This is a genomic window from Lysinibacillus sp. NPDC059133 (genome assembly GCF_042755925.1).
GTDB lineage: Bacteria > Bacillota > Bacilli > Bacillales_A > Planococcaceae > Lysinibacillus.
Genome location: NZ_JBHZDH010000018.1, coordinates 1 through 18,747 on the forward strand (window position 1 = coordinate 1; position 18,747 = coordinate 18,747).

Genomic DNA, 18,747 nt, shown 5'->3' on the forward strand with positions numbered 1-18,747 from the left:
GCGTCCGATGAGCCGCTTCACTCGCGTTGCTCGCTCCAGGGTCTCATCTGTGACGCTGATCCCCAAGGAGTCGCCCAGCCTCCACTCCAATCAACTTATATACATGACAGATGTTTTAACAAATGGCATCCACAAATTTTGGTGATGAGCCTTTTAAATCTTCACTTGTAAATATCTGTGAAGTATCAACCTTTTTCGCTTTCTATAAAAAGGTTATCAAATGTCTCTTGCAAACCAAAATATTTCTTAACTTTTGAATCATTAAGTCAGCCAACTAATCACTTCCTTTACGAAGTTTTCGTTCTCTTTAGTCATACACGAATCTGACTTATTGTAGGTTTTGTTTCAACGTTAACGACTTGTGCCCTTCCCTCTGAAATGTTTTTCCCTCCGACTTATTGGTTATTCAGTCATCAACAGCATTTCTTCGTCAGTACTACGGCACTACTGCCACTCCTTTAAAGTATGTTATAGCCATTTAGCATTTCCATACACCGTCGTCATTGAAGTGCAATCTTCTCTTACGTTAGGAGCTTCACACGTTCCACTATTTCTATCTGTACATAATTCCCTTAGGTTCCCTCTAAATTCCGCTAGGCTGGATTGTGCCTGTAACACAATATGGATTTTCATAACCTAACACTTACTCATCCACACCTAGAAGTCCTAACTGGACCCCGTAGCATTTCTACTACGTGACATTCACGAAAAGTCAGTCGAGGGTTCGTCTCGGTTATTCTACCGCTTCTAACCATAGGAATTTTATAGACGCCAGGCCTATCATTCACAAGAGATTTCTATCTCTCTTTCCACAGCCGAACTGTTTGGGTGAACTTCAGCCTACTTTAACGAGCTTCAAACGTTTTTGGTGTTTGCAATACCATCTACGCTTGTCGTAGCTTCAGCGAGTGTGTTTCAAGGCGTTACTCTCTCATTCCACACTTCGAAATAGCAGTTCTACCAACTAAGGTGGTTAACCTTTTCAGTTAACAACGTGTCGCACTCAAATCGATATCAGGTACCTTATCTCCTTTAAAGCCAAGGAACGTTTCGAATGGGATATCTTGCCCATCCTTTTTATACGGTGTTCCACATTCCGTACAATCTTTATTTGGCAAGTCAAAGCCTGAGCTTACTGAACCATCATTAAAAAACTCGGAATGCTTACAATTTGGACAAATATAATGAGGTGGAAGTGGATTTACTTCAGTAATCTCCATAAAGGTCGCTACTAGTGAAGATCCAACTGAACCACGGGAACCTACTAAATAGCCATCAGCTAATGATTTTTTCACAAGCTTTGCAGAAATTAAATAAATTACTCCGAAACCATGTCCTAAAATTGATTTTAATTCCTTTTCAATTCGGGCCTTTACGATTTCTGGAAGCTCTTCTCCGTATATAAGATGAGCCATTTCATAGGTTAAATTTGTAACCTCATCATCTGAGCCTTCAATTTTTGGTGTATATAAATCATCTTTAATTGGCTTTACATCGCCTATCATATTGGCGACTTTTTGAGAGTTGGTAACAACAACTTCCTTCGCAAGATCCGGTCCTAAAAAATCAAATTCTTCAAGCATTTCATCAGTAGTTCTAAAATGAACTTCAGGCAACTTCGATCTATTTAAAATATTGGCGCCACCTTGAGAGCCAATTAGAATTTGTCTGAACATCCCATCTGTTGGATCTAAGTAATGGACATTACCGGTAGCTACAACGGGTTTATCCATTTTCTTTCCTAGCTTTACAAGCTTGCGAATAATATCTTCAAGCGTCCATTCATCACGTACGACATTGCGCTCAATTAACGGTGCATACACGGCCTTTGGTTGAACTTCAATATAATCATAGAATCTCGCAACTTGCTCTGCTTCCTCTGGGGATTTATTCATCATCGTCTCAAATAATTCACCATTATTACAACCTGATCCGATTAATAACCCTTCTCTATATTGCTCTAGGACCGCTCGTGTGACACGAGGTACACGATAGAACGTTTTTGTATGCGAGTGGGTAACTAATTTAAATAAATTTTTTAGTCCAACATTATCTACTGCTAATATCGTGCAGTGCATTGGTCGTCCCTTTTTATAGGCATCCCCGCCACCAATATGCTTATTAAAGTCATCGTGATATTTAATACCTAATTCATCTGCATCTTTTAACAGCTGTAAAAGTAAGAAGCCGGTTGCTTCTGTATCGTAAATAGCCCGGTGATGCTGAGTTAAATCGATATTGAATTTTTTACAAAGTGTATTTAAACGATGGTTTTTCATCGTTGGATAAAGTAATCGAGCTAACTCCAACGTATCAATAACTGGATGAATTGTTCCCTCTAGCCCATATTTTTTATAGCCTGTGTATAAGAAGCCAATATCAAATGATGCATTATGGGCTACTACTATGCCATCTCCGATAAATGCATGGAACTCCTTAATGACTTGCTCCACTTCTGGTGCATTTCGTACCATATCATCTGTAATGCCTGTCAGTTCAATGGTCGTCGCAGAAAGTGGGTGATGGGGATTGGCAAAGCTCTCATATTTGTCGATTACCTGCCCATCTTTAATTTTCACCGCGGCAAGCTCAATGATCGTATCGTAAGCAGTAGACAGACCTGTCGTCTCTACGTCAAACACGACAAAGGTATCATCATCTAATAATCGATGCTCAGCTGCATAAGCAATCGGCACACCATCATCTACTAAATTAGCCTCCAAGCCATAAATAACTTTTATACCATGCTTTTTCCCTGCTGCATAAGCCTCTGGGAAGGACTGCACAACAGCATGGTCGGTAATAGCTACCGCTGGATGACCCCACTTCGCAGCCTGCGTAACAAGTCTATCAACTGGTGTCACAGCGTCCATTGTGCTCATTGGTGTATGCAAATGCAATTCAACTCGTTTTTCTCCCTCTGGAGCCTTATCCTGTCGTGTTTCTTTTTTGATTTCATTGATATCGTTTGCCATAACGATTAAATCACGAATGAATGTGTCAGTTTGTACGGAGCCTCGTACTTTTACCCACATACCCTTTTTCAAATATTGCATAAGTTCCGCATCATCATTATCACGTGAGAACATTTTTACAACGATGGAATCTGTATAGTCGGTAATTTTAATTTGCAATAAAGAACGACCGCTTTTCAGCTCTTTAACTTCTGCATCAAATACAAAGCCTTCAATGATCACACGACGTTCTTCCTCAACAATGCGTTTAATTTCCATTGTTTCATCATCTTTAATAAACATACCAAGCTGGAATGGTCGATCACCAAGATTGGCAAGAGCAGGATTTTCTTTCTTCTCCTTCTCACGTTTTTGATAATCTTGGATTGCTTGCTGAGCTAAAGCGGCTTCTTCTAAACGCCTCTGCTCCATGAAAGCTTCCTGTGCCGCAATCATTTCTTCTGTTTGATCTTGAAGCACGAAATCACTCACAATATGCGGAAAGCCGAACTGACTATAGCTTGCAGAAATCTTTTCTGCATACTTTGTTTTCAGCATCATAAATTCCATTTCTTGCATGCAGGACAACGTAATTTTTTGCCCATTCCACATAGGGACTTGCGATACTAGGCAATTTTTTAAAGTTGGCGCCATATCATCGATTTGCTCTACTATTGTTAACCAATATTGTTGGACAAGCTCCTCCGTAACATTTTGCTCTACCGTATCAAAAGTTGTGTGGATTTCAGCGATAGCTGAAAATTTCTCAGCTAAGCGAGTACGAAAAAGTTGGTATAATGAAAAAGGAAGTATATCTCGTAATTTAATGGTAAAATTCCATAGCCTATTCTTTTTGTGTACAGTTAGTCGTGATAATTCACCTTCCTCAAAAAAAGACATATACACATCATCTGTTAATTCTAGTTGTTGCAAGAGCATTTGAAACCTTGTTCTTGCTTCTTGTTGCTGTTCCAATCTATTGACACCTACTTTCAGAAAGAGGCAGACTTACATGCCCCTTGTTTTATTTCCTCACCAACATTTACGATTTGAAGAAAAAAATTCGCACCCTTTCCGCGGGCGACCATCAAGCCTCACAAATCCTAAACATCTATGAATTCATGCTTGGCTCGCTGTCCCCGAGAAGTGGCGCGAATTTTTTATCTATTTAATACCATTTGGGACAGAAGTTTTTAAGGAAGTTAATGTTTGCGGAAAAATTCATTTAAGCGATCAATGACCTCTTCTTTTTTCCATTCGAACGTTTCACCTGTTTGACGGAATTTAACCTCAACAATACCTTCAGTCGCTTTTTTACCTACTGTTACACGAACAGGTAAGCCAATTAAGTCAGCATCTGCGAATTTAACCCCTGCGCGCTCTGCACGATCATCAAATAGCACATCATAACGGTATGATTTCAATAAGCCATATAGCTCATCAGCTAAGGCAACCTGTGTTTCATCCTTTGTATTAACAGGTACAACATGGATATCATAAGGAGCTAATTGTGTTGGCCAAACAAAACCATTGTCATCTTGGAAATGCTCTGCAACAGCAGCTAAAATACGTGATACACCAATACCATAGCATCCCATAATAAATGGCTGTGCCTTACCTTGCTCGTCTAAGAATGTACCATTCATTTTTTCAGAGTAAGTTGTGCCTAACTTGAAAATATGACCAACCTCGATACCTTCTGCAAATTTAATAATACCTTGTCCATCTGGAGATGGATCACCCTCTTGAATAAAACGAATATCTAAGTATTCATTCACTGCAAAATCACGCTCTGGATTAACATTTACTAAATGGAACCCATCCTCATTTGCACCAGCTACACCGTTACGAATCGATTTAATAGCTTTGTCAGCTACTACTTTTATGTCTACTGGTAATTTAACAGGACCGATTGAACCAACTCCACAGCCTAATAACTCGCGGATTGCCTCTTCACTAGCAAGTTCAACAGAACCAGCATCAAGTGCATTTTTCAGTTTAATATCATTAATTTCGTGATCTCCACGAGCAAGTACTACCACTAATTCACCGTCTACATCAAATACTAATGACTTGATGACATTTGAAGGGTCAACATTTAAGAAAGCTGATACTTCTTCAATCGTTTTTTGATCTGGTGTCTCCACTTTTTCAATGTCTTTTAATGCTGCATCTGATGGTTGATAGTCTACAAGAACTTCTGCCATTTCAATGTTCGCAGCATAGTCAGATGTATCAGAGTATGCAATAGTATCTTCCCCAATTTCAGAAAGCACCATAAATTCATGGGTACCTTTCCCACCAATTGAGCCGGCATCTGCAATAACTGCACGATAGTTTAAACCAAGACGGGAGAAAATATTTGAATAAGCACGATACATATCATCATATGTTTCATCTAAACTTTCACGCGATGCATGGAAAGAGTATGCATCTTTCATAATAAACTCTCTGCCTCGTAGTAAACCAAAGCGAGGACGCTTTTCATCACGGAATTTAGTTTGAATTTGGAAAAGTGTTAGCGGTAATTTTTTATAAGATTTGATTTCATCGCGTACTAAAGTTGTAATCACTTCTTCATGTGTTGGCCCTAATGCGAAATCACGATTATGACGGTCCTTTATACGCATTAATTCTGGACCATATTTTTCCCAGCGGCCTGACTCCTGCCATAGTTCTGCAGATTGTAATGAAGGCATTAAAAGCTCAACTGAATTGATTGCTTCCATCTCTTCACGAACAATATTTTCTATTTTTGTTAACACACGTTTTGCAAGCGGTAAATACGAGTATACCCCACTTGTATTTTGACGAATAAACCCTGCACGCAGTAATTGTTTGTGTGATTTTACCTCTGCATCAGCAGGTACTTCACGTAGCGTTGGGATAAGTGTTTTACTTTGCTTCATTCAGTGTTCCACCTTTTTTATAGATAAGTTTTATACTCTAATTAGCATAAACAAATTTAGCTTTGAACGCAATCTTTCAAAAAAATTGCGCTCAAAGCTATGTTTTTCCAATCAATTTTCACCTTGGCGTAATTGCCAGGGCTTCTTCTAAATATGTTTTACTTGAAAAACTTAACTTAACTTCATTTAGTTAAAAGAAAAATCGTTGTATATCGTTCCATGTAACTACGACCATTAAGATCATTAATAGGACGATACCTACAAAATGAACAAGCCCCTCTTTTTGACGATCGATTGGTTTGCCTCTTACTGCTTCGAAACCAAAGAACAATAGACGACCACCGTCAAGTGCTGGAAGCGGTAGTAAATTCATAATTCCAAGGTTAATACTTAACATCGCAGCCCAATTCATTAAATTGATGAATCCATATTGAGCTACCTGCTCTGTCGCTTTATAAATTCCTACTGGACCTGATAAAGCATCTATCGTGAATTTACCGGTAATTAACATACCAAGCAATTCAAATATTTTAGCAGTCATATTATAAGTTTCTTGAGCGCCATAAACAACAGACTTTAACGGATTAAATTCACGTGGGCTCTCATACTTAACCCCTATTTGACCATACTTATCGCCATTTTGTTCTATTTCTTTTACCTTCATTTTTAGGTTAACTTGCTGACCATTTCGATCAACTATAACAGTAATATCTTCACCTGGATGATCTTGTACAATAGCAGCTAAATCTTGCCATTTTTCAACCGCTTGTCCGTCAATGTTAACTACTCTATCCCCTGCAAGCATTCCTGCCTGTGCAGCTGGATCATTTTCTACTACTTCTGTAATGATTGGCTCATACGTAGGCACACCATGAATTAAACCAATCAGCATATAAATAACAAAAGCTAATATAAAGTTAAATAATGGGCCTGCAAAGATTGTCATAGCTCGTTGACCGACTGTTTTAGCGTTAAATTGACGGTCATATGGTGCAATTAACGTTTCTTTACCGTTTTCTACGAGAATACAATCTCTTGCAACATTATAACGAACTAATTTTTCCTCTTCATCGTAGCCTTCTACAAACAAATCCTTTTCTAAATCTGCACGCTCAACTTCTAAAAATAATAAATCTGGTAATTGCTTATTATTTTGATTAAAGATAATTTTCTTTACCTCATTATCTTCATCTACAATAAGCCCTACTCGATAGCCCGGCTGTAATTCGGCGCCATCCATGTCCTCACCAGCCATACGCACGTAACCACCGATCGGCAATAAACGTAGCGTATAGATTGTTTCACCATGTGTTTTCCCATAAATTTTCGGTCCCATACCGATTGCAAATTCTCGAACCATAATTCCTGCTCGTTTCGCAAACAAGAAGTGACCAAATTCATGGAAGAATACAAGTAGGCCAAATATTAAAATAAATGCAATAGCTGTTTGCATAATCCCCCACCTTTAAAAGCGAATAGTTATCGATATCTTCTCTCTTTATTTTACCATGTCTAACACTGTTTTTCTTGTTTCACTGTCTACATGCAAAATTGTTTGCAAATCTGGCACTAATATGTTGTTATGTGCTTGCATTACACGCTCAATCGTTTCGTCAATTTCAAGGAAAGTTATTTTCCCTTGTAAAAATGCCGCAACTGCCGCTTCATTCGCTGCATTCATCGCTGTTAAAATTGTACCGCCTGCGCGACCAGCCTCATATGCTAATCGCAATGCAGGATAACGTTCAAAATCCATTTCTTTAAAATGTAACTGACCAATCTGTGCTAAATTAAGTCGTTGTCCGTTATGCAGTGGCATACGATCTGGGTAGCTTAATGCATATTGGATAGGTACACGCATGTCCGGCGTACCTAGCTGTGCAATGACACTAGTATCATGATACTCAACTAGGGAGTGAATAATACTTTCTTTATGCAAAAGTACATCAATTTTATCATATGGCATGTCAAATAAGACATGTGCTTCAATGACTTCTAGTCCTTTATTCATCATTGTAGCAGAATCTATCGTAATTTTCGCACCCATTGACCAGTTCGGGTGGTTTAGTGCATCTGCAACCGTTACATGCTTCAATTCCTCGCGTGTTTTGTCACGGAAGCTACCACCAGAAGCTGTAATAATTAAACGTTCAATATTTTTTGGATTCTCACCATTCATCGATTGGAAAATTGCTGAATGCTCACTATCTACCGGCAAAATTGTTGCATTGTATTTCTTAGCCTCTGCCATTACTAAATGTCCAGCGGTTACAAGCGTTTCTTTATTGGCAATGGCAATAGTTTTGCCCATGCGAATTGCGGCCAATGTCGATTCTAGTCCAACACTTCCAAGAACCGCATTTACAAGCACTGTCGAATCAGGATGTGTAGCAACCTCTACAAGTCCTTTTGCACCAAACGTAAAGTGTACTTGTGGATAATCATTAGCGAGCATTATTGCATCTTCTTCTAATTGAACAGATACAAGCTCGGGCTTTAAAGTTTCAATCATTTCACGCGTTTTTTCGATATTTTTTCCTGAAGAAAACGCCACTAAATGAAAGGCATCGCGTTGTTCTTTTAAAATATCATAGGTTTGCCAACCGATTGAACCAGTTGCACCAAGTAAACTAATTTTTTTCACGACAAATTGTCCCCTTTTTCTATCTCAGCAAATGATATAGCACGATTATTACCACTCTGTTTAGAGGAAAATGCTATTATTAGGGCTCATCATCATAACGTAGAGTTAATTTCGGTTCCGACTGGGCGCTTTTTAGAGGCGTCCGATGAGCCACTATTGTTTTTAGTTACCAAAAAAAGTGTAAAAAATGTAGTAAAGGCACGACGAATAGTAGACTATCGAAGCGGTCTAAAATACCGCCATGCCCAGGTAAAATTTTGCCTGAATCTTTTACGTCAAAATGGCGCTTTATAGCCGATTCCACTAAATCGCCCATTTGACCAATAATTGATGCCAAGATTGTGATGAAAATAAGCGAGACATAGCCACCATTCGCAAATGGATAAATTGCCTGCATACCAACAGCAAAGATTACTGCAATAACAATGCCACCTACAAAACCTTCTACAGTTTTCTTCGGTGAAATTTCAGGCCATAGCTTATTTTTACCTAGTTTTCTTCCAACAAAATATGCACCTGAGTCAGTTGTCCAAACTACAAGTAAACAATATACGACAAACTCTAGACCATAGCTTCGTGTTTCGATTAAGTAATGGAAGCCTAACCCGACATAAAACGCACCTAATAAAATAAATGCAACTTCATCGAATGTAATTTTATTTTTTACAAGGACTACATATATGAGCAATAGCATCATTAGACCATACACAACCATTAAATCGGAGGAATAGCCAAATGCATCTACTACCTTACTTGACCAGTCCTTTGGTATAACAAGTAGTATTAATGTTAGTAGCCCTAAAAAACCAGGCACTGAAAATAGTGAAATACCTTTCATTTTTAGGATTTCATAAAAGCCAACAACAGCCATTGCAAGCACAAGTATTGTAAACGGCACTTTTCCATAAATAACAAATGGAATAAATAACGCTGCTGCAATTATTGCTGTGATAATTCGTTGTTTCAAGTTGTTTCTTCTCCCTTCAACCCACCGTAACGGCGATTACGTTTCTGATAGTTTTCCACCGCTTCCAGTAAGTTTTCCTCACTAAAATCTGGCCACAATGTATCTGTAAACCAAAATTCTGTATAGGCGAGCTGCCATAACATAAAGTTGCTTAAACGCACTTCACCGCTAGTACGAATTAATAAATCTGGCTCAGGTAGATGAGCCGTCATTAAATGAGATGTCAAGCATTCTTCTGTTATGTCTTGCATCGTTAATTGACCTTCCTGCACCTTTTGAAGCATGGTTTTCATGGCATTAACCATTTCCGAACGACTTCCATAATTCAGAGCAAAATTTAAAATTAATCCTGTATTATGTTTCGTTTCCTCCATCGCCTCAAACAACGCTTTTTGCGTATGTGCAGGTAACAAAGATGGATCTCCTATCATTTCAACACGTACATTGCGTTCCATCATTTCAGGTAAAAAGGAACCTAAAAATTCCACAGGTAAACGCATTAGAAAATCGACCTCAGGTTTTGGTCGCTTCCAATTTTCTGTAGAGAACGCATACACCGTCAAAACTTTAATACCTAGATCTGATGCAAATCTAGTTACCTTTCGTACTGTTTTCATACCTTCGTGGTGCCCAGCAACACGTGGCATGGCACGTTTCTTCGCCCAACGTCCATTTCCGTCCATAATAATCGCTACATGGGCAGGAATCGGCTCGTTTTTAGCAAGGGCAACACGTTCCTCCAATGATTGTGAATCCATATTTACTTGTTTACCTAATAGCTTTTTAAACATGCTAACTCCCCCACTACAACTAATCGGACGTATACTAACCTATCATAACAAACAAAAGCGCTTTTTGTCTTTTTTTTCCCTCTAAATTGACTATGTATGAACTATCTTATTTTAGAACTACACACATTTTAGGCTTATCACCATAAACCATAACGTGGGGTTGATTTCCGTTCCGACTGGGCGCTTTGTTGCTGACGCAGGCGTTATCACAGAACGTGATGTTTTTAGCCTTCGTTCCTCTTTCGCTAATCCCCAAGTAGTCGCCCAGTCTCCACTCCAATCAACTTATCCTCATGATATACGTTTTAACAAAATGTCATCCCTAGCTTTTGGTGATGATCCCTTTATAAAGAAAGGCTAGAAAACTTTTATCATGCCCACTCAAGTATGAATATTAAGAGGTGTTTCCCTTATTTCGTTCAATCTTCAATAATGTATTTCGCTTAAGTAAAGAACAGTTCTTCTTAATCTTAAAAGAAAGCAAAAATAGATGAAAGGTATTTCCCTAAAACTAATCAATTATGCCTCGGCATAATTGCGTCCGGAATCGGCTTTGTGCTTAGGCCTGCACGAGGGCCGACACGATGTCGGTCATTTCGGTAATGCCACAGGACGTGGCGTTTTTACCGATGCAGGTCAGTTAGCCGTTATCGCATGGATGCGATGGTTTTAGGCTAACATCCCCTAAGAACTCCTCTCCGATTCCGTGACATCCGCCGGAGGCTTTAACTTCTTTCATCAGGTGTTTGGACATCCGCTGAAAAGTAGCTTAAATCCGCATTCATCTCACCACTCATAGAGGTGGGGGACTTCTGATGAAAGAAGTTAAAGTTTAATGTATAAGACTTTACTACATCTTTTACATAATAATTTAAAAGTAAAGAGAAAAGACGTCCTGATATTTATAGGACGCCTTCATCTCATCAAAAAGTTCCATCATAGATATGCAAAGCGAGTTGCTTACACTTCTAAAATTTCTTTTTCTTTCTCTTTCGTAACTTGATCTACTTTAACAATGAATTCATCTGTTAATTTTTGAATATCTTCACCGTAGCCACGTAGACCATCTTCTGTGATTTCGCCAGCTTTTTCAAGTTTTTTCAGATCATCATTAGCATCGCGACGAACATTACGTACAGCGATTTTTGCATCCTCTGCTTCTTTTTTCACTTGCTTCACAAGATCTTTACGACGCTCTTCTGTTAAAGCCGGGATCATTAAACGAATAACAGATCCATCATTTGTTGGTGTAATACCAATATCTGATTTCATAATCGCTTTTTCGATTTCACCTAAGATTGTTTTATCGTAAGGTGTAATAACTAATAATCGCGCTTCTGGTACCGAAACACCTCCAAGCTGATTAATCGGTGTTGGTGCACCATAATAATCAACCGTAATGCGATCTAATAGAGAAGCATTTGCACGACCTGCACGGATTGAAGCTAGTTCACGTGAAAAAGCGGCAATTGTTTTGTTCATTTTTTCTTTAGCTTGTTCTAAAACTTGTTTAGCCATTATGCATTCCTCCTAACAACTGTTCCAATTTTCTCGCCTTGTACGGCACGTTTAATATTACCTGGTTCCGTAATTGAGAAGACAATTAACGGAATATCGTTATCCATACATAAAGTAGAAGCTGTTGAATCCATTACTTGTAAGCCCTGTTGAATAACGTCTAAGTATGTGAGTGTATCATATTTAACGGCAGTTGCATCTATTTTCGGATCTGCAGAATAAACACCATCTACATTATTTTTCGCCATTAAAATCGCATCTGCGTCGATTTCAGCCGCTCGTAACGCAGCTGTAGTATCAGTAGAGAAGAATGGGTTACCTGTACCTGCTGCAAAAATTACTACACGTTTTTTCTCTAGATGACGAACTGCTTTACGGCGAATATATGGCTCTGCTACTTGTGTCATTACAATTGAAGATTGTACACGTGTTTCAATTCCTAATTTCTCCAGTGCATCTTGTAACGCTAAAGAGTTCATAACCGTTGCTAGCATACCCATATAGTCGGCTGCCGCACGATCCATTCCCATTTCGCTACCGATTTTTCCACGCCATATATTACCGCCACCTACAACAACAGCAACTTCAACATCAAGATCTACTACTTCTTTTACTTCTTCTGCAACAGACTTGATTATTTTTGGTGATAAACCGAAGCCCGCTTCTCCAGCTAACGCTTCACCACTTAATTTTATAACTACTCGTTTATATTGTGGCACACTCATTGTAAACCTCCGTCAGACTTTATTTAAAACATCTCTATTCCCTTTTCCATTATAGTATAAATAACAATAATTGCTAGTTATGAATAAGGCAGAATAAGAAATTATATGGTTCATCACCATAACGAGTGGTTGATGAACCAATTTTATCTTTTTTTCGTTCATTTCGGAAAAATAGGGAACACGCTATGTTGTGTTCCCCATTTTTTTCTAGAAAATCTAGATATTATTTGATTAAGATCAAATGCAAGCTAAATTAGTTACCTTTAACTTGGCTCATTACTTCTTCAGCAAAGTTATCTTCACGTTTTTCGATACCTTCACCTACAGCATAACGTACGAAGCCATTTACTGAACCGCCAGTTGAAGCAACGAAATCGCGTACTTTTTGATCTGAGTTTTTAACGAATGTTTGGTCAAGTAAGCAAACATCTTCGAAGTATTTACCAAGACGACCTTCAACCATTTTTGCTACGATGTTTTCTGGTTTACCTTCGTTAAGAGCTTGTTCAGTTAATACTTTACGCTCACGATCAACTTCTTCTGCAGAAACTTCATCGCGAGAAACATAAGTAGGGTTAATAGCAGCGATATGCATAGCAACATCTTTTGCAGCAGAAGCATCTGTAGAACCTTCTAAAGATACTAACACACCGATGCGACCGCCCATGTGTAAATAAGAACCGAATGCATCTGCATCAGTTTTTGTTTTCACTTCGAAACGACGAAGAGTGATTTTTTCACCGATTGTTGCAACTGCAGTTGAAATTTGGTCTGCAATTTTCACACCTTCAGCATTTGCAAGCTCTAAAGCAGCTTCAACTGTTGCAGGTTTAGCAGCAAGTAATTGCTCAGCTAAAGAAGAAACTAATACTTGGAATTTTTCGTTTTTAGAAACGAAGTCTGTTTCAGCATTTACTTCAAGAATGATTGCTTCGTTACCTTGTTCTAAGATGAAAGTTGTACCTTCTGCAGCGATACGGTCAGCTTTTTTAGCAGCTGAAGAAAGACCTTTTTCACGTAGGAAATCGATTGCAGCATCTAAATCGCCATCAGTTTGTACTAATGCTTTTTTACAATCCATCATTCCAGCGCCAGTTTTTTCGCGTAATTCTTTTACTAATTGTGCAGTAATGTTTGCCATTTAGTGTTTCCTCCTCAAATTGGTTGTACAAATTTTAGTGATAGGTTCTAAAAAAGGTGATAAGGGTTTTGAGCCACTTATCACCTTTTTCTAAACGTGAATTACTCAGCAGCAGCTTCTACAGCTGGAGCTTCCTCTTCACCTTGTTTTGACTCGATTAAAGCGTCAGCCATTTTAGCAGTTAAAAGTTTAACAGCGCGAATAGCATCATCATTAGCAGGAATTACGTAGTCGATTTCATCTGGATCACAGTTTGTATCAACAATACCTACTAGAGGGATGTTTAATTTAATAGCTTCTGCAACAGCAATACGTTCTTTACGTGGGTCAACCACGAACATTACGTCTGGAAGAGCATGCATATCACGGATACCGCCTAAGAATTTGATTAGACGTTCGTGTTCTTTTTTAAGTTGGATTACTTCTTTTTTAGGTAGAACTTCAAAAGTTCCATCTTCTTCCATTTTTTCGATTGCTTTCATACGTGCAACACGTTTTTGAATTGTACCGAAGTTTGTAAGAGTACCACCTAACCAACGTTGGTTGATGTAGTAGTTGCCTGAACGTTCAGCTTCATCTTTGATCGCTTCTTGTGCTTGTTTTTTCGTACCTACGAAAAGAACTTTACCACCGTCTTGACCAACTTGACGCATGAAGTCATAAGCTTCCTCTAATTTTTTAACAGTTTTTTGTAAGTCGATGATGTAGATCCCGTTACGTTCAACGAAGATATATTTCTTCATTTTTGGGTTCCAACGACGAGTTTGGTGACCGAAATGTACACCAGCTTCAAGTAATTGTTTCATAGAAATTACTGACATGTGTATTTCCTCCTAGTATGTTTGGTTTTTATCCTCCGCATTTATCACTTGCAACAAGCTACCCTAAGCTTAGAGCACCACTTACTACATCAAAATGCGTGTGTATTAATAACACCATTTGCAACTATATCATAGCTTTACCCCATTCGCAACTGTTTTAGTTATGAAATTTCAATAAAAGCTCGATTTCTGTTTTTCCTTTTTGAAGCTGTTTTGCAATTTCTTCTGATGTTTTACCTTGTTTCGCTAATTCAACAACTTGTTGTTCCACTGTTAATGGTTTAGCTTCTTCCTTTTCGGTTGCATCACTTGGTTGTCGGGCCGAATGTACCATCTTAGCTTCAGCTTTAGCTCCAGTTTGCTGTTGACGTGAATAAGCATTGGCTACGATATTTTTGGGCACATAAATACGCGGTTCATGATCGAGACTAATAGAACCATCTACTGTATTTTCTTCCTTTGTCAGAGAAGGCGGTTGCCCCTGCTCCTTTAGTCTCACAATCTGTTCTTCCTGTTTCACAGCATTCGTTTGAGTTTCAGACTTTGAAACTCTTTGCAGCTCTTGAATTAGGCGATCATTTTCATCTTTCATCTCCGCTAAATAGACACTAATGGTGTCATCCATTTCACGCATTAAGCGCTCCTGTTTTTTTTCTAAGTCCTTAAATTTTGCTAGCTTCGTATTTAATATAATAAGGAAATAAAATGAAAGTAGCTGTAAAATAAATAGAACCGCAATTAGTATGATTGTCATAGTAAACTCCTATCCACTAAAATCCACGAAATTTCCTTTAAACGGATGCTGCGCTTGCGTTTCTCGCTTCTCGTTATCCTTATTTTTCTTTTTTCGAGTACCTTTTATATACTCGCCACCTGCTTCTTCATCTTCACTAATCCCATCCATACCCTCTGAAGTATTCACAACTTTTTGCTTGCGTTCTACTTCTTTTTTCAACGCTTCATTTGCATGTGCTTGCTGAGCCAAAGTTTGTTGTTGTGCCTGATCAGCCATTTTTCCTGCTTCAAATGTTTTTGGAATAGCTATTTGTAGTTCGACACCCTTTAAACTCATAAGACCCCTCCTTCAACGATATGTATATAAGGATTATTATGCATTAATCATTTCATTAGATAATAATTTCCGTAGCTTTAATAGCGCCTTGGAGTGGATTTGTGAAATGCGTGATGTTGATAATTCAAGCATTTCTCCAATTTCTGTTAGTGTTAATTCCTCAGTATAAAACAAACTAAGCACTAGCTGCTCCTTATCGTTGAGCTTTTGGATATTTTCCGCTAAATCCCCAAGCAGTTCTGACTTAATGATGGCTTGCTCAGGTGTCTTAGTCGTATCATCACGAATAACAAATGACTTTCCATCAGTCTCCTCTTGATCTTGCTGCTCATTAATGGAAAGAACATTTGAAAAGAAGTGCTCCTGTACAGTTTGGTAAACTTCCTCAACAGGTAAAGTCATATGTTCTGCAAGTTCCTCAGGTGTTACATGACGCATATATTTTTGTTCTAACTGTTCAATCTGTGCATCTAACTTTTTCGCTTTTTCACGTGCTGAACGTGGCAACCAATCTTCCTTACGTAAACCATCAATAATGGCTCCTCTTACTCTAAAAGAAGCATATGTATCAAATTTCAAGTCTCTATTAATATCAAATTTATTCAACGCGTCAAACAGACCTACCATACCTAAGCTCATTAAATCGTCTCGCGATACACTCTTTGGTAAGCTCGCACCTATGCGTTGTACATGATAAGATACTAGCGAAATATATTTTTTTATAAGCAAATCACCAGCATCTGGATCACGTTCATTTATCCAGCGGTTCCACAGCTTTTGTTCATCGTTCAGAATTGGTTGTGTCATGTAATCCACCTCTCTAAGAAAAACGCATTTACGCGCCTGTTTGCCACTGTCTTATATCAATACAAAAAAATATTTGTAGCTGACGTCTCACTTTCGCTACGAAAACACTTGTAGCTGACGTTCCACTTTCGCTACGAAAACACTTGTTGAAAGAAGATCCATTATGCCTCGGCATAAGCAACAAAGCTTTACTAGTTATGAGCCCTTAACATAAAAACCCATCTAATTCTTTCCTATATTATAACAAGAATCGACTATAATTTCATTTGTTTCTCGTACTCTATCACAGATTCTTTACATTTATGTGTCAGCATATTTTAGTTCGGATATAGTCAAAACCCGTTAAAACACCCTAAGCTATAAAATAAGAATTTGCAAAAGAATTAAGATAACTAAAAAGAGCCGCTACTTGCGACTCCCTTTTTTAAGCATTATTTAATTGTTGATCCGCCTCACGATTCATCATCGTTCGTACAGCCTGAGCAATTTCTTCCGAGTTTTCATCTTGAAACTCAACGGTTGAGTTAGCCGTCGGTGTTTCTTGATTTTCTTCCTCTGGATTGTCAGATTCGTTTTCTTCATGCTCACCTTCAACGACTTCTTCCTCGCCCTCAGGTGTGAATAAAACGTAGGCAATTAAAAATCTGACAATATACATGACGAAAAACACAATTATTCCCGCCACAAATGACCCTATGATAATACGTAGTGGTGTATAGGATTTTTGAAATGTAATAAAAAAATATAGAGAAAAGGCCAATAATGTTCCCCATAGGTTATAAAAAATAGAACCAAACATTATATTTCGCTCACTCCTTGGTTAACCGTTCGAATATGTAATGTCGACGTCGCAGGATTAAATTCAATTGTTCTACCACTATTGCCGCCTGTGTCTTCGGCAACTAAACGAATTCCATGACGCTTCAGCTCATGCTTTACAGCTTCTACATTACGTGGGCCGATGCGCATAGAATCTTTATCTGAAGTGAATTGAAACATTTGCGCACCACCTGCAATTTTTGCCTTTAGCTTGAATTTTTGCACGCCTTCTAACTTTAATAAGTCAATCATTGCCGCAATGCCTGTGTCAGCAAATTTAGCCACATTTATTGACTCTTGTCTACCTAAACTCGAATCTGGCAACATCACATGTATTAAACCAGCCATTTTTTTTGATTCATCATATAAAATAACACCTACACAAGACCCAAGACCTGATGTTCTGATCGTATTTGGTAACTTTACTACATCCATTTGTGCGATTCCAACTTTTATAACTTGCCCATCACTACTGTTTAGCATCATCTATGAAACTCCTAATGCTTTAAAAATAGCATCAAAGGAGTCTGGATCTGGTAATAAGAAGAAATGACCTCTCACTGTTTCTTGATCCTCTACACCGTCTTCAAAAATGGATGTGTTTATAACGATAACATTATCGCTAACGTGTGATAATTCAATCAAGCCAATACTAATAATGGCACCAAACATGTCAACACTTAGTCCCGGCACAGTTGGATAAATTTTTAAATTCGTAAAGTCAGATAATGCCGATAAATAAGAGCCGGATAAAATATTACCCATTTCCTGCATAGCTGATAAACCTAACTCTGAAACAGGTCGTTTTTTAAAGTCGAATGATTCATCAAATATGAGACGACGGATAAAACGATTTGCTTGTTCAATTGGCAGGATAAAGAACATACTACCTTCAGCATCACCTTCAATGCGTAGATAGATTCCAACTACGACATTTTCAGATCCTCCTGCAAGCTCCATCATGTCATTAAATGACACCATTTCAACCTTTGGTACTCGCATATCAATTTTTTTACCAAGTAAATTGGAAAGTGCTGTCGCAGCATGCGCAGCACCTATATTACCAATTTCCTTTAATACGTCTAAATGTAGTGATGTAATCTTCTGATTATATGTCATTATCGATCCCTACTTTAGTGGATTTAATACTTTCTCTAAATGCAATAAAATTAATAATCGTTTATCTATTTTTGCTACTCCTGAAATAAACTCTTCTTCCAGTGAACCTACTACTTCGGGCTGTGGTTCAATTGAGTCAGCTGGGATGTCTAATACATCATTTGCAGAGTCAACGACGAAACCTACTTCCATATCTTCTAATGAAATAATGATGATACGTGTTGTTTCTTCATGCTCAGAGATAGGTAATTCAAATCGTTCACGTAAATCAACAATTGGCGTTACGACACCGCGTAGGTTAATAACACCTTTTACATATTTTTCTGTTTTTGGTACACGTGTAATATGCATTAGTTTTTCAATTCCTTGTACATGTGACACCGGAATCGCATATTCTTTATCTGCTAGTTGAAAAACAATTACTTTAATACTTTCTTGTTCCACTGCGTTTGTCATTGTT

16 protein-coding genes and 1 pseudogene are annotated in these 18,747 nt (G+C 38.2%); all 17 read right to left on the reverse strand.

Annotation, left to right across the window (positions count from 1 at the left end; genetic code table 11):
- Positions 1-1,001: 1,001 nt before the first annotated feature.
- Positions 1,002-3,929, reverse strand: a pseudogene (locus ACFXN8_RS11790) (PolC-type DNA polymerase III); the annotation flags it as partial.
- A gap of 227 nt (positions 3,930-4,156) precedes the next feature.
- The gene (locus ACFXN8_RS11795) at positions 4,157-5,863 is read right to left on the reverse strand and encodes a proline--tRNA ligase (protein WP_386845260.1); all 1,707 of its coding nucleotides are present in this window, start codon (positions 5,861-5,863) and stop codon (positions 4,157-4,159) included.
- A gap of 190 nt (positions 5,864-6,053) precedes the next feature.
- On the reverse strand, positions 6,054-7,316 hold the full coding sequence (gene rseP, locus ACFXN8_RS11800; protein WP_386845262.1) for an RIP metalloprotease RseP: 1,263 nt from the start codon (positions 7,314-7,316) through the stop codon (positions 6,054-6,056).
- 45 nt (positions 7,317-7,361) lie between these two features.
- Positions 7,362-8,507, reverse strand: a complete 1,146-nt coding sequence (gene dxr / locus ACFXN8_RS11805) for a 1-deoxy-D-xylulose-5-phosphate reductoisomerase (protein ID WP_386845264.1) — start codon at positions 8,505-8,507, stop codon at positions 7,362-7,364.
- 166 nt (positions 8,508-8,673) lie between these two features.
- On the reverse strand, positions 8,674-9,474 hold the full coding sequence (locus ACFXN8_RS11810; protein WP_376069205.1) for a phosphatidate cytidylyltransferase: 801 nt from the start codon (positions 9,472-9,474) through the stop codon (positions 8,674-8,676).
- The gene (locus ACFXN8_RS11815) at positions 9,471-10,265 is read right to left on the reverse strand and encodes an undecaprenyl pyrophosphate synthase (protein WP_376069203.1); all 795 of its coding nucleotides are present in this window, start codon (positions 10,263-10,265) and stop codon (positions 9,471-9,473) included. The genes ACFXN8_RS11810 and ACFXN8_RS11815 overlap by 4 nt, the downstream gene beginning before the upstream one ends.
- Positions 10,266-11,225: 960 nt before the next feature.
- Positions 11,226-11,783: a ribosome recycling factor gene (gene frr, locus ACFXN8_RS11820; protein ID WP_079560488.1), complete on the reverse strand. Its 558-nt coding sequence runs from the start codon at positions 11,781-11,783 to the stop codon at positions 11,226-11,228.
- Positions 11,783-12,508 carry a UMP kinase gene (gene pyrH, locus ACFXN8_RS11825; RefSeq protein ID WP_376069197.1) on the reverse strand — a complete coding sequence of 242 codons (726 nt, stop codon included), beginning with the start codon at positions 12,506-12,508 and terminating at the stop codon, positions 11,783-11,785. Before pyrH ends, frr begins: the two co-directional genes overlap by 1 nt.
- Positions 12,509-12,761: 253 nt before the next feature.
- The gene (gene tsf / locus ACFXN8_RS11830) at positions 12,762-13,649 is read right to left on the reverse strand and encodes a translation elongation factor Ts (RefSeq protein ID WP_386845267.1); all 888 of its coding nucleotides are present in this window, start codon (positions 13,647-13,649) and stop codon (positions 12,762-12,764) included.
- A gap of 101 nt (positions 13,650-13,750) precedes the next feature.
- On the reverse strand, positions 13,751-14,470 hold the full coding sequence (gene rpsB / locus ACFXN8_RS11835) for a 30S ribosomal protein S2 (RefSeq protein ID WP_049668466.1): 720 nt from the start codon (positions 14,468-14,470) through the stop codon (positions 13,751-13,753).
- Between the two features lie 157 nt (positions 14,471-14,627).
- Positions 14,628-15,224: a DUF6115 domain-containing protein gene (locus ACFXN8_RS11840; protein WP_386845269.1), complete on the reverse strand. Its 597-nt coding sequence runs from the start codon at positions 15,222-15,224 to the stop codon at positions 14,628-14,630.
- A 9-nt stretch (positions 15,225-15,233) separates the two neighbouring features.
- Positions 15,234-15,542, reverse strand: coding sequence for an RNA polymerase subunit sigma (locus ACFXN8_RS11845; RefSeq protein WP_349660875.1), 309 nt, complete (start codon positions 15,540-15,542; stop codon positions 15,234-15,236).
- A gap of 36 nt (positions 15,543-15,578) precedes the next feature.
- A complete protein-coding gene (locus ACFXN8_RS11850) occupies positions 15,579-16,349 on the reverse strand; it encodes a FliA/WhiG family RNA polymerase sigma factor (RefSeq protein ID WP_376069187.1) in 771 nt (256 codons plus the stop codon).
- Between the two features lie 424 nt (positions 16,350-16,773).
- Positions 16,774-17,148, reverse strand: a complete 375-nt coding sequence (locus tag ACFXN8_RS11855; RefSeq protein WP_386845271.1) for a hypothetical protein — start codon at positions 17,146-17,148, stop codon at positions 16,774-16,776.
- Positions 17,148-17,651, reverse strand: a complete 504-nt coding sequence (locus tag ACFXN8_RS11860) for a chemotaxis protein CheD (protein WP_323645584.1) — start codon at positions 17,649-17,651, stop codon at positions 17,148-17,150. Before ACFXN8_RS11860 ends, ACFXN8_RS11855 begins: the two co-directional genes overlap by 1 nt.
- 3 nt (positions 17,652-17,654) lie before the next feature.
- Positions 17,655-18,287, reverse strand: coding sequence for a chemotaxis protein CheC (locus ACFXN8_RS11865; protein ID WP_132357421.1), 633 nt, complete (start codon positions 18,285-18,287; stop codon positions 17,655-17,657).
- A 9-nt stretch (positions 18,288-18,296) separates the two neighbouring features.
- Positions 18,297-18,743: a chemotaxis protein CheW gene (locus ACFXN8_RS11870; RefSeq protein WP_079560480.1), complete on the reverse strand. Its 447-nt coding sequence runs from the start codon at positions 18,741-18,743 to the stop codon at positions 18,297-18,299.
- Between the last annotated feature and the right edge of the window lie 4 nt (positions 18,744-18,747).

Coding starts and splice junctions, on each gene's coding strand:
- rpsB (WP_049668466.1), bottom strand. CDS start 14,470: ATGTCAGTAATTTCTATGAAACAATTACTTGAAGCTGGTGTACATTTC.
- ACFXN8_RS11855 (WP_386845271.1), bottom strand. CDS start 17,148: ATGTTTGGTTCTATTTTTTATAACCTATGGGGAACATTATTGGCCTTT.
- ACFXN8_RS11865 (WP_132357421.1), bottom strand. CDS start 18,287: ATGACATATAATCAGAAGATTACATCACTACATTTAGACGTATTAAAG.
- ACFXN8_RS11870 (WP_079560480.1), bottom strand. CDS start 18,743: ATGACAAACGCAGTGGAACAAGAAAGTATTAAAGTAATTGTTTTTCAA.
- ACFXN8_RS11815 (WP_376069203.1), bottom strand. CDS start 10,265: ATGTTTAAAAAGCTATTAGGTAAACAAGTAAATATGGATTCACAATCA.
- tsf (WP_386845267.1), bottom strand. CDS start 13,649: ATGGCAAACATTACTGCACAATTAGTAAAAGAATTACGCGAAAAAACT.
- ACFXN8_RS11860 (WP_323645584.1), bottom strand. CDS start 17,651: ATGCTAAACAGTAGTGATGGGCAAGTTATAAAAGTTGGAATCGCACAA.
- ACFXN8_RS11845 (WP_349660875.1), bottom strand. CDS start 15,542: ATGAGTTTAAAGGGTGTCGAACTACAAATAGCTATTCCAAAAACATTT.
- ACFXN8_RS11850 (WP_376069187.1), bottom strand. CDS start 16,349: ATGACACAACCAATTCTGAACGATGAACAAAAGCTGTGGAACCGCTGG.
- ACFXN8_RS11795 (WP_386845260.1), bottom strand. CDS start 5,863: ATGAAGCAAAGTAAAACACTTATCCCAACGCTACGTGAAGTACCTGCT.
- frr (WP_079560488.1), bottom strand. CDS start 11,783: ATGGCTAAACAAGTTTTAGAACAAGCTAAAGAAAAAATGAACAAAACA.
- rseP (WP_386845262.1), bottom strand. CDS start 7,316: ATGCAAACAGCTATTGCATTTATTTTAATATTTGGCCTACTTGTATTC.
- pyrH (WP_376069197.1), bottom strand. CDS start 12,508: ATGAGTGTGCCACAATATAAACGAGTAGTTATAAAATTAAGTGGTGAA.
- ACFXN8_RS11840 (WP_386845269.1), bottom strand. CDS start 15,224: ATGACAATCATACTAATTGCGGTTCTATTTATTTTACAGCTACTTTCA.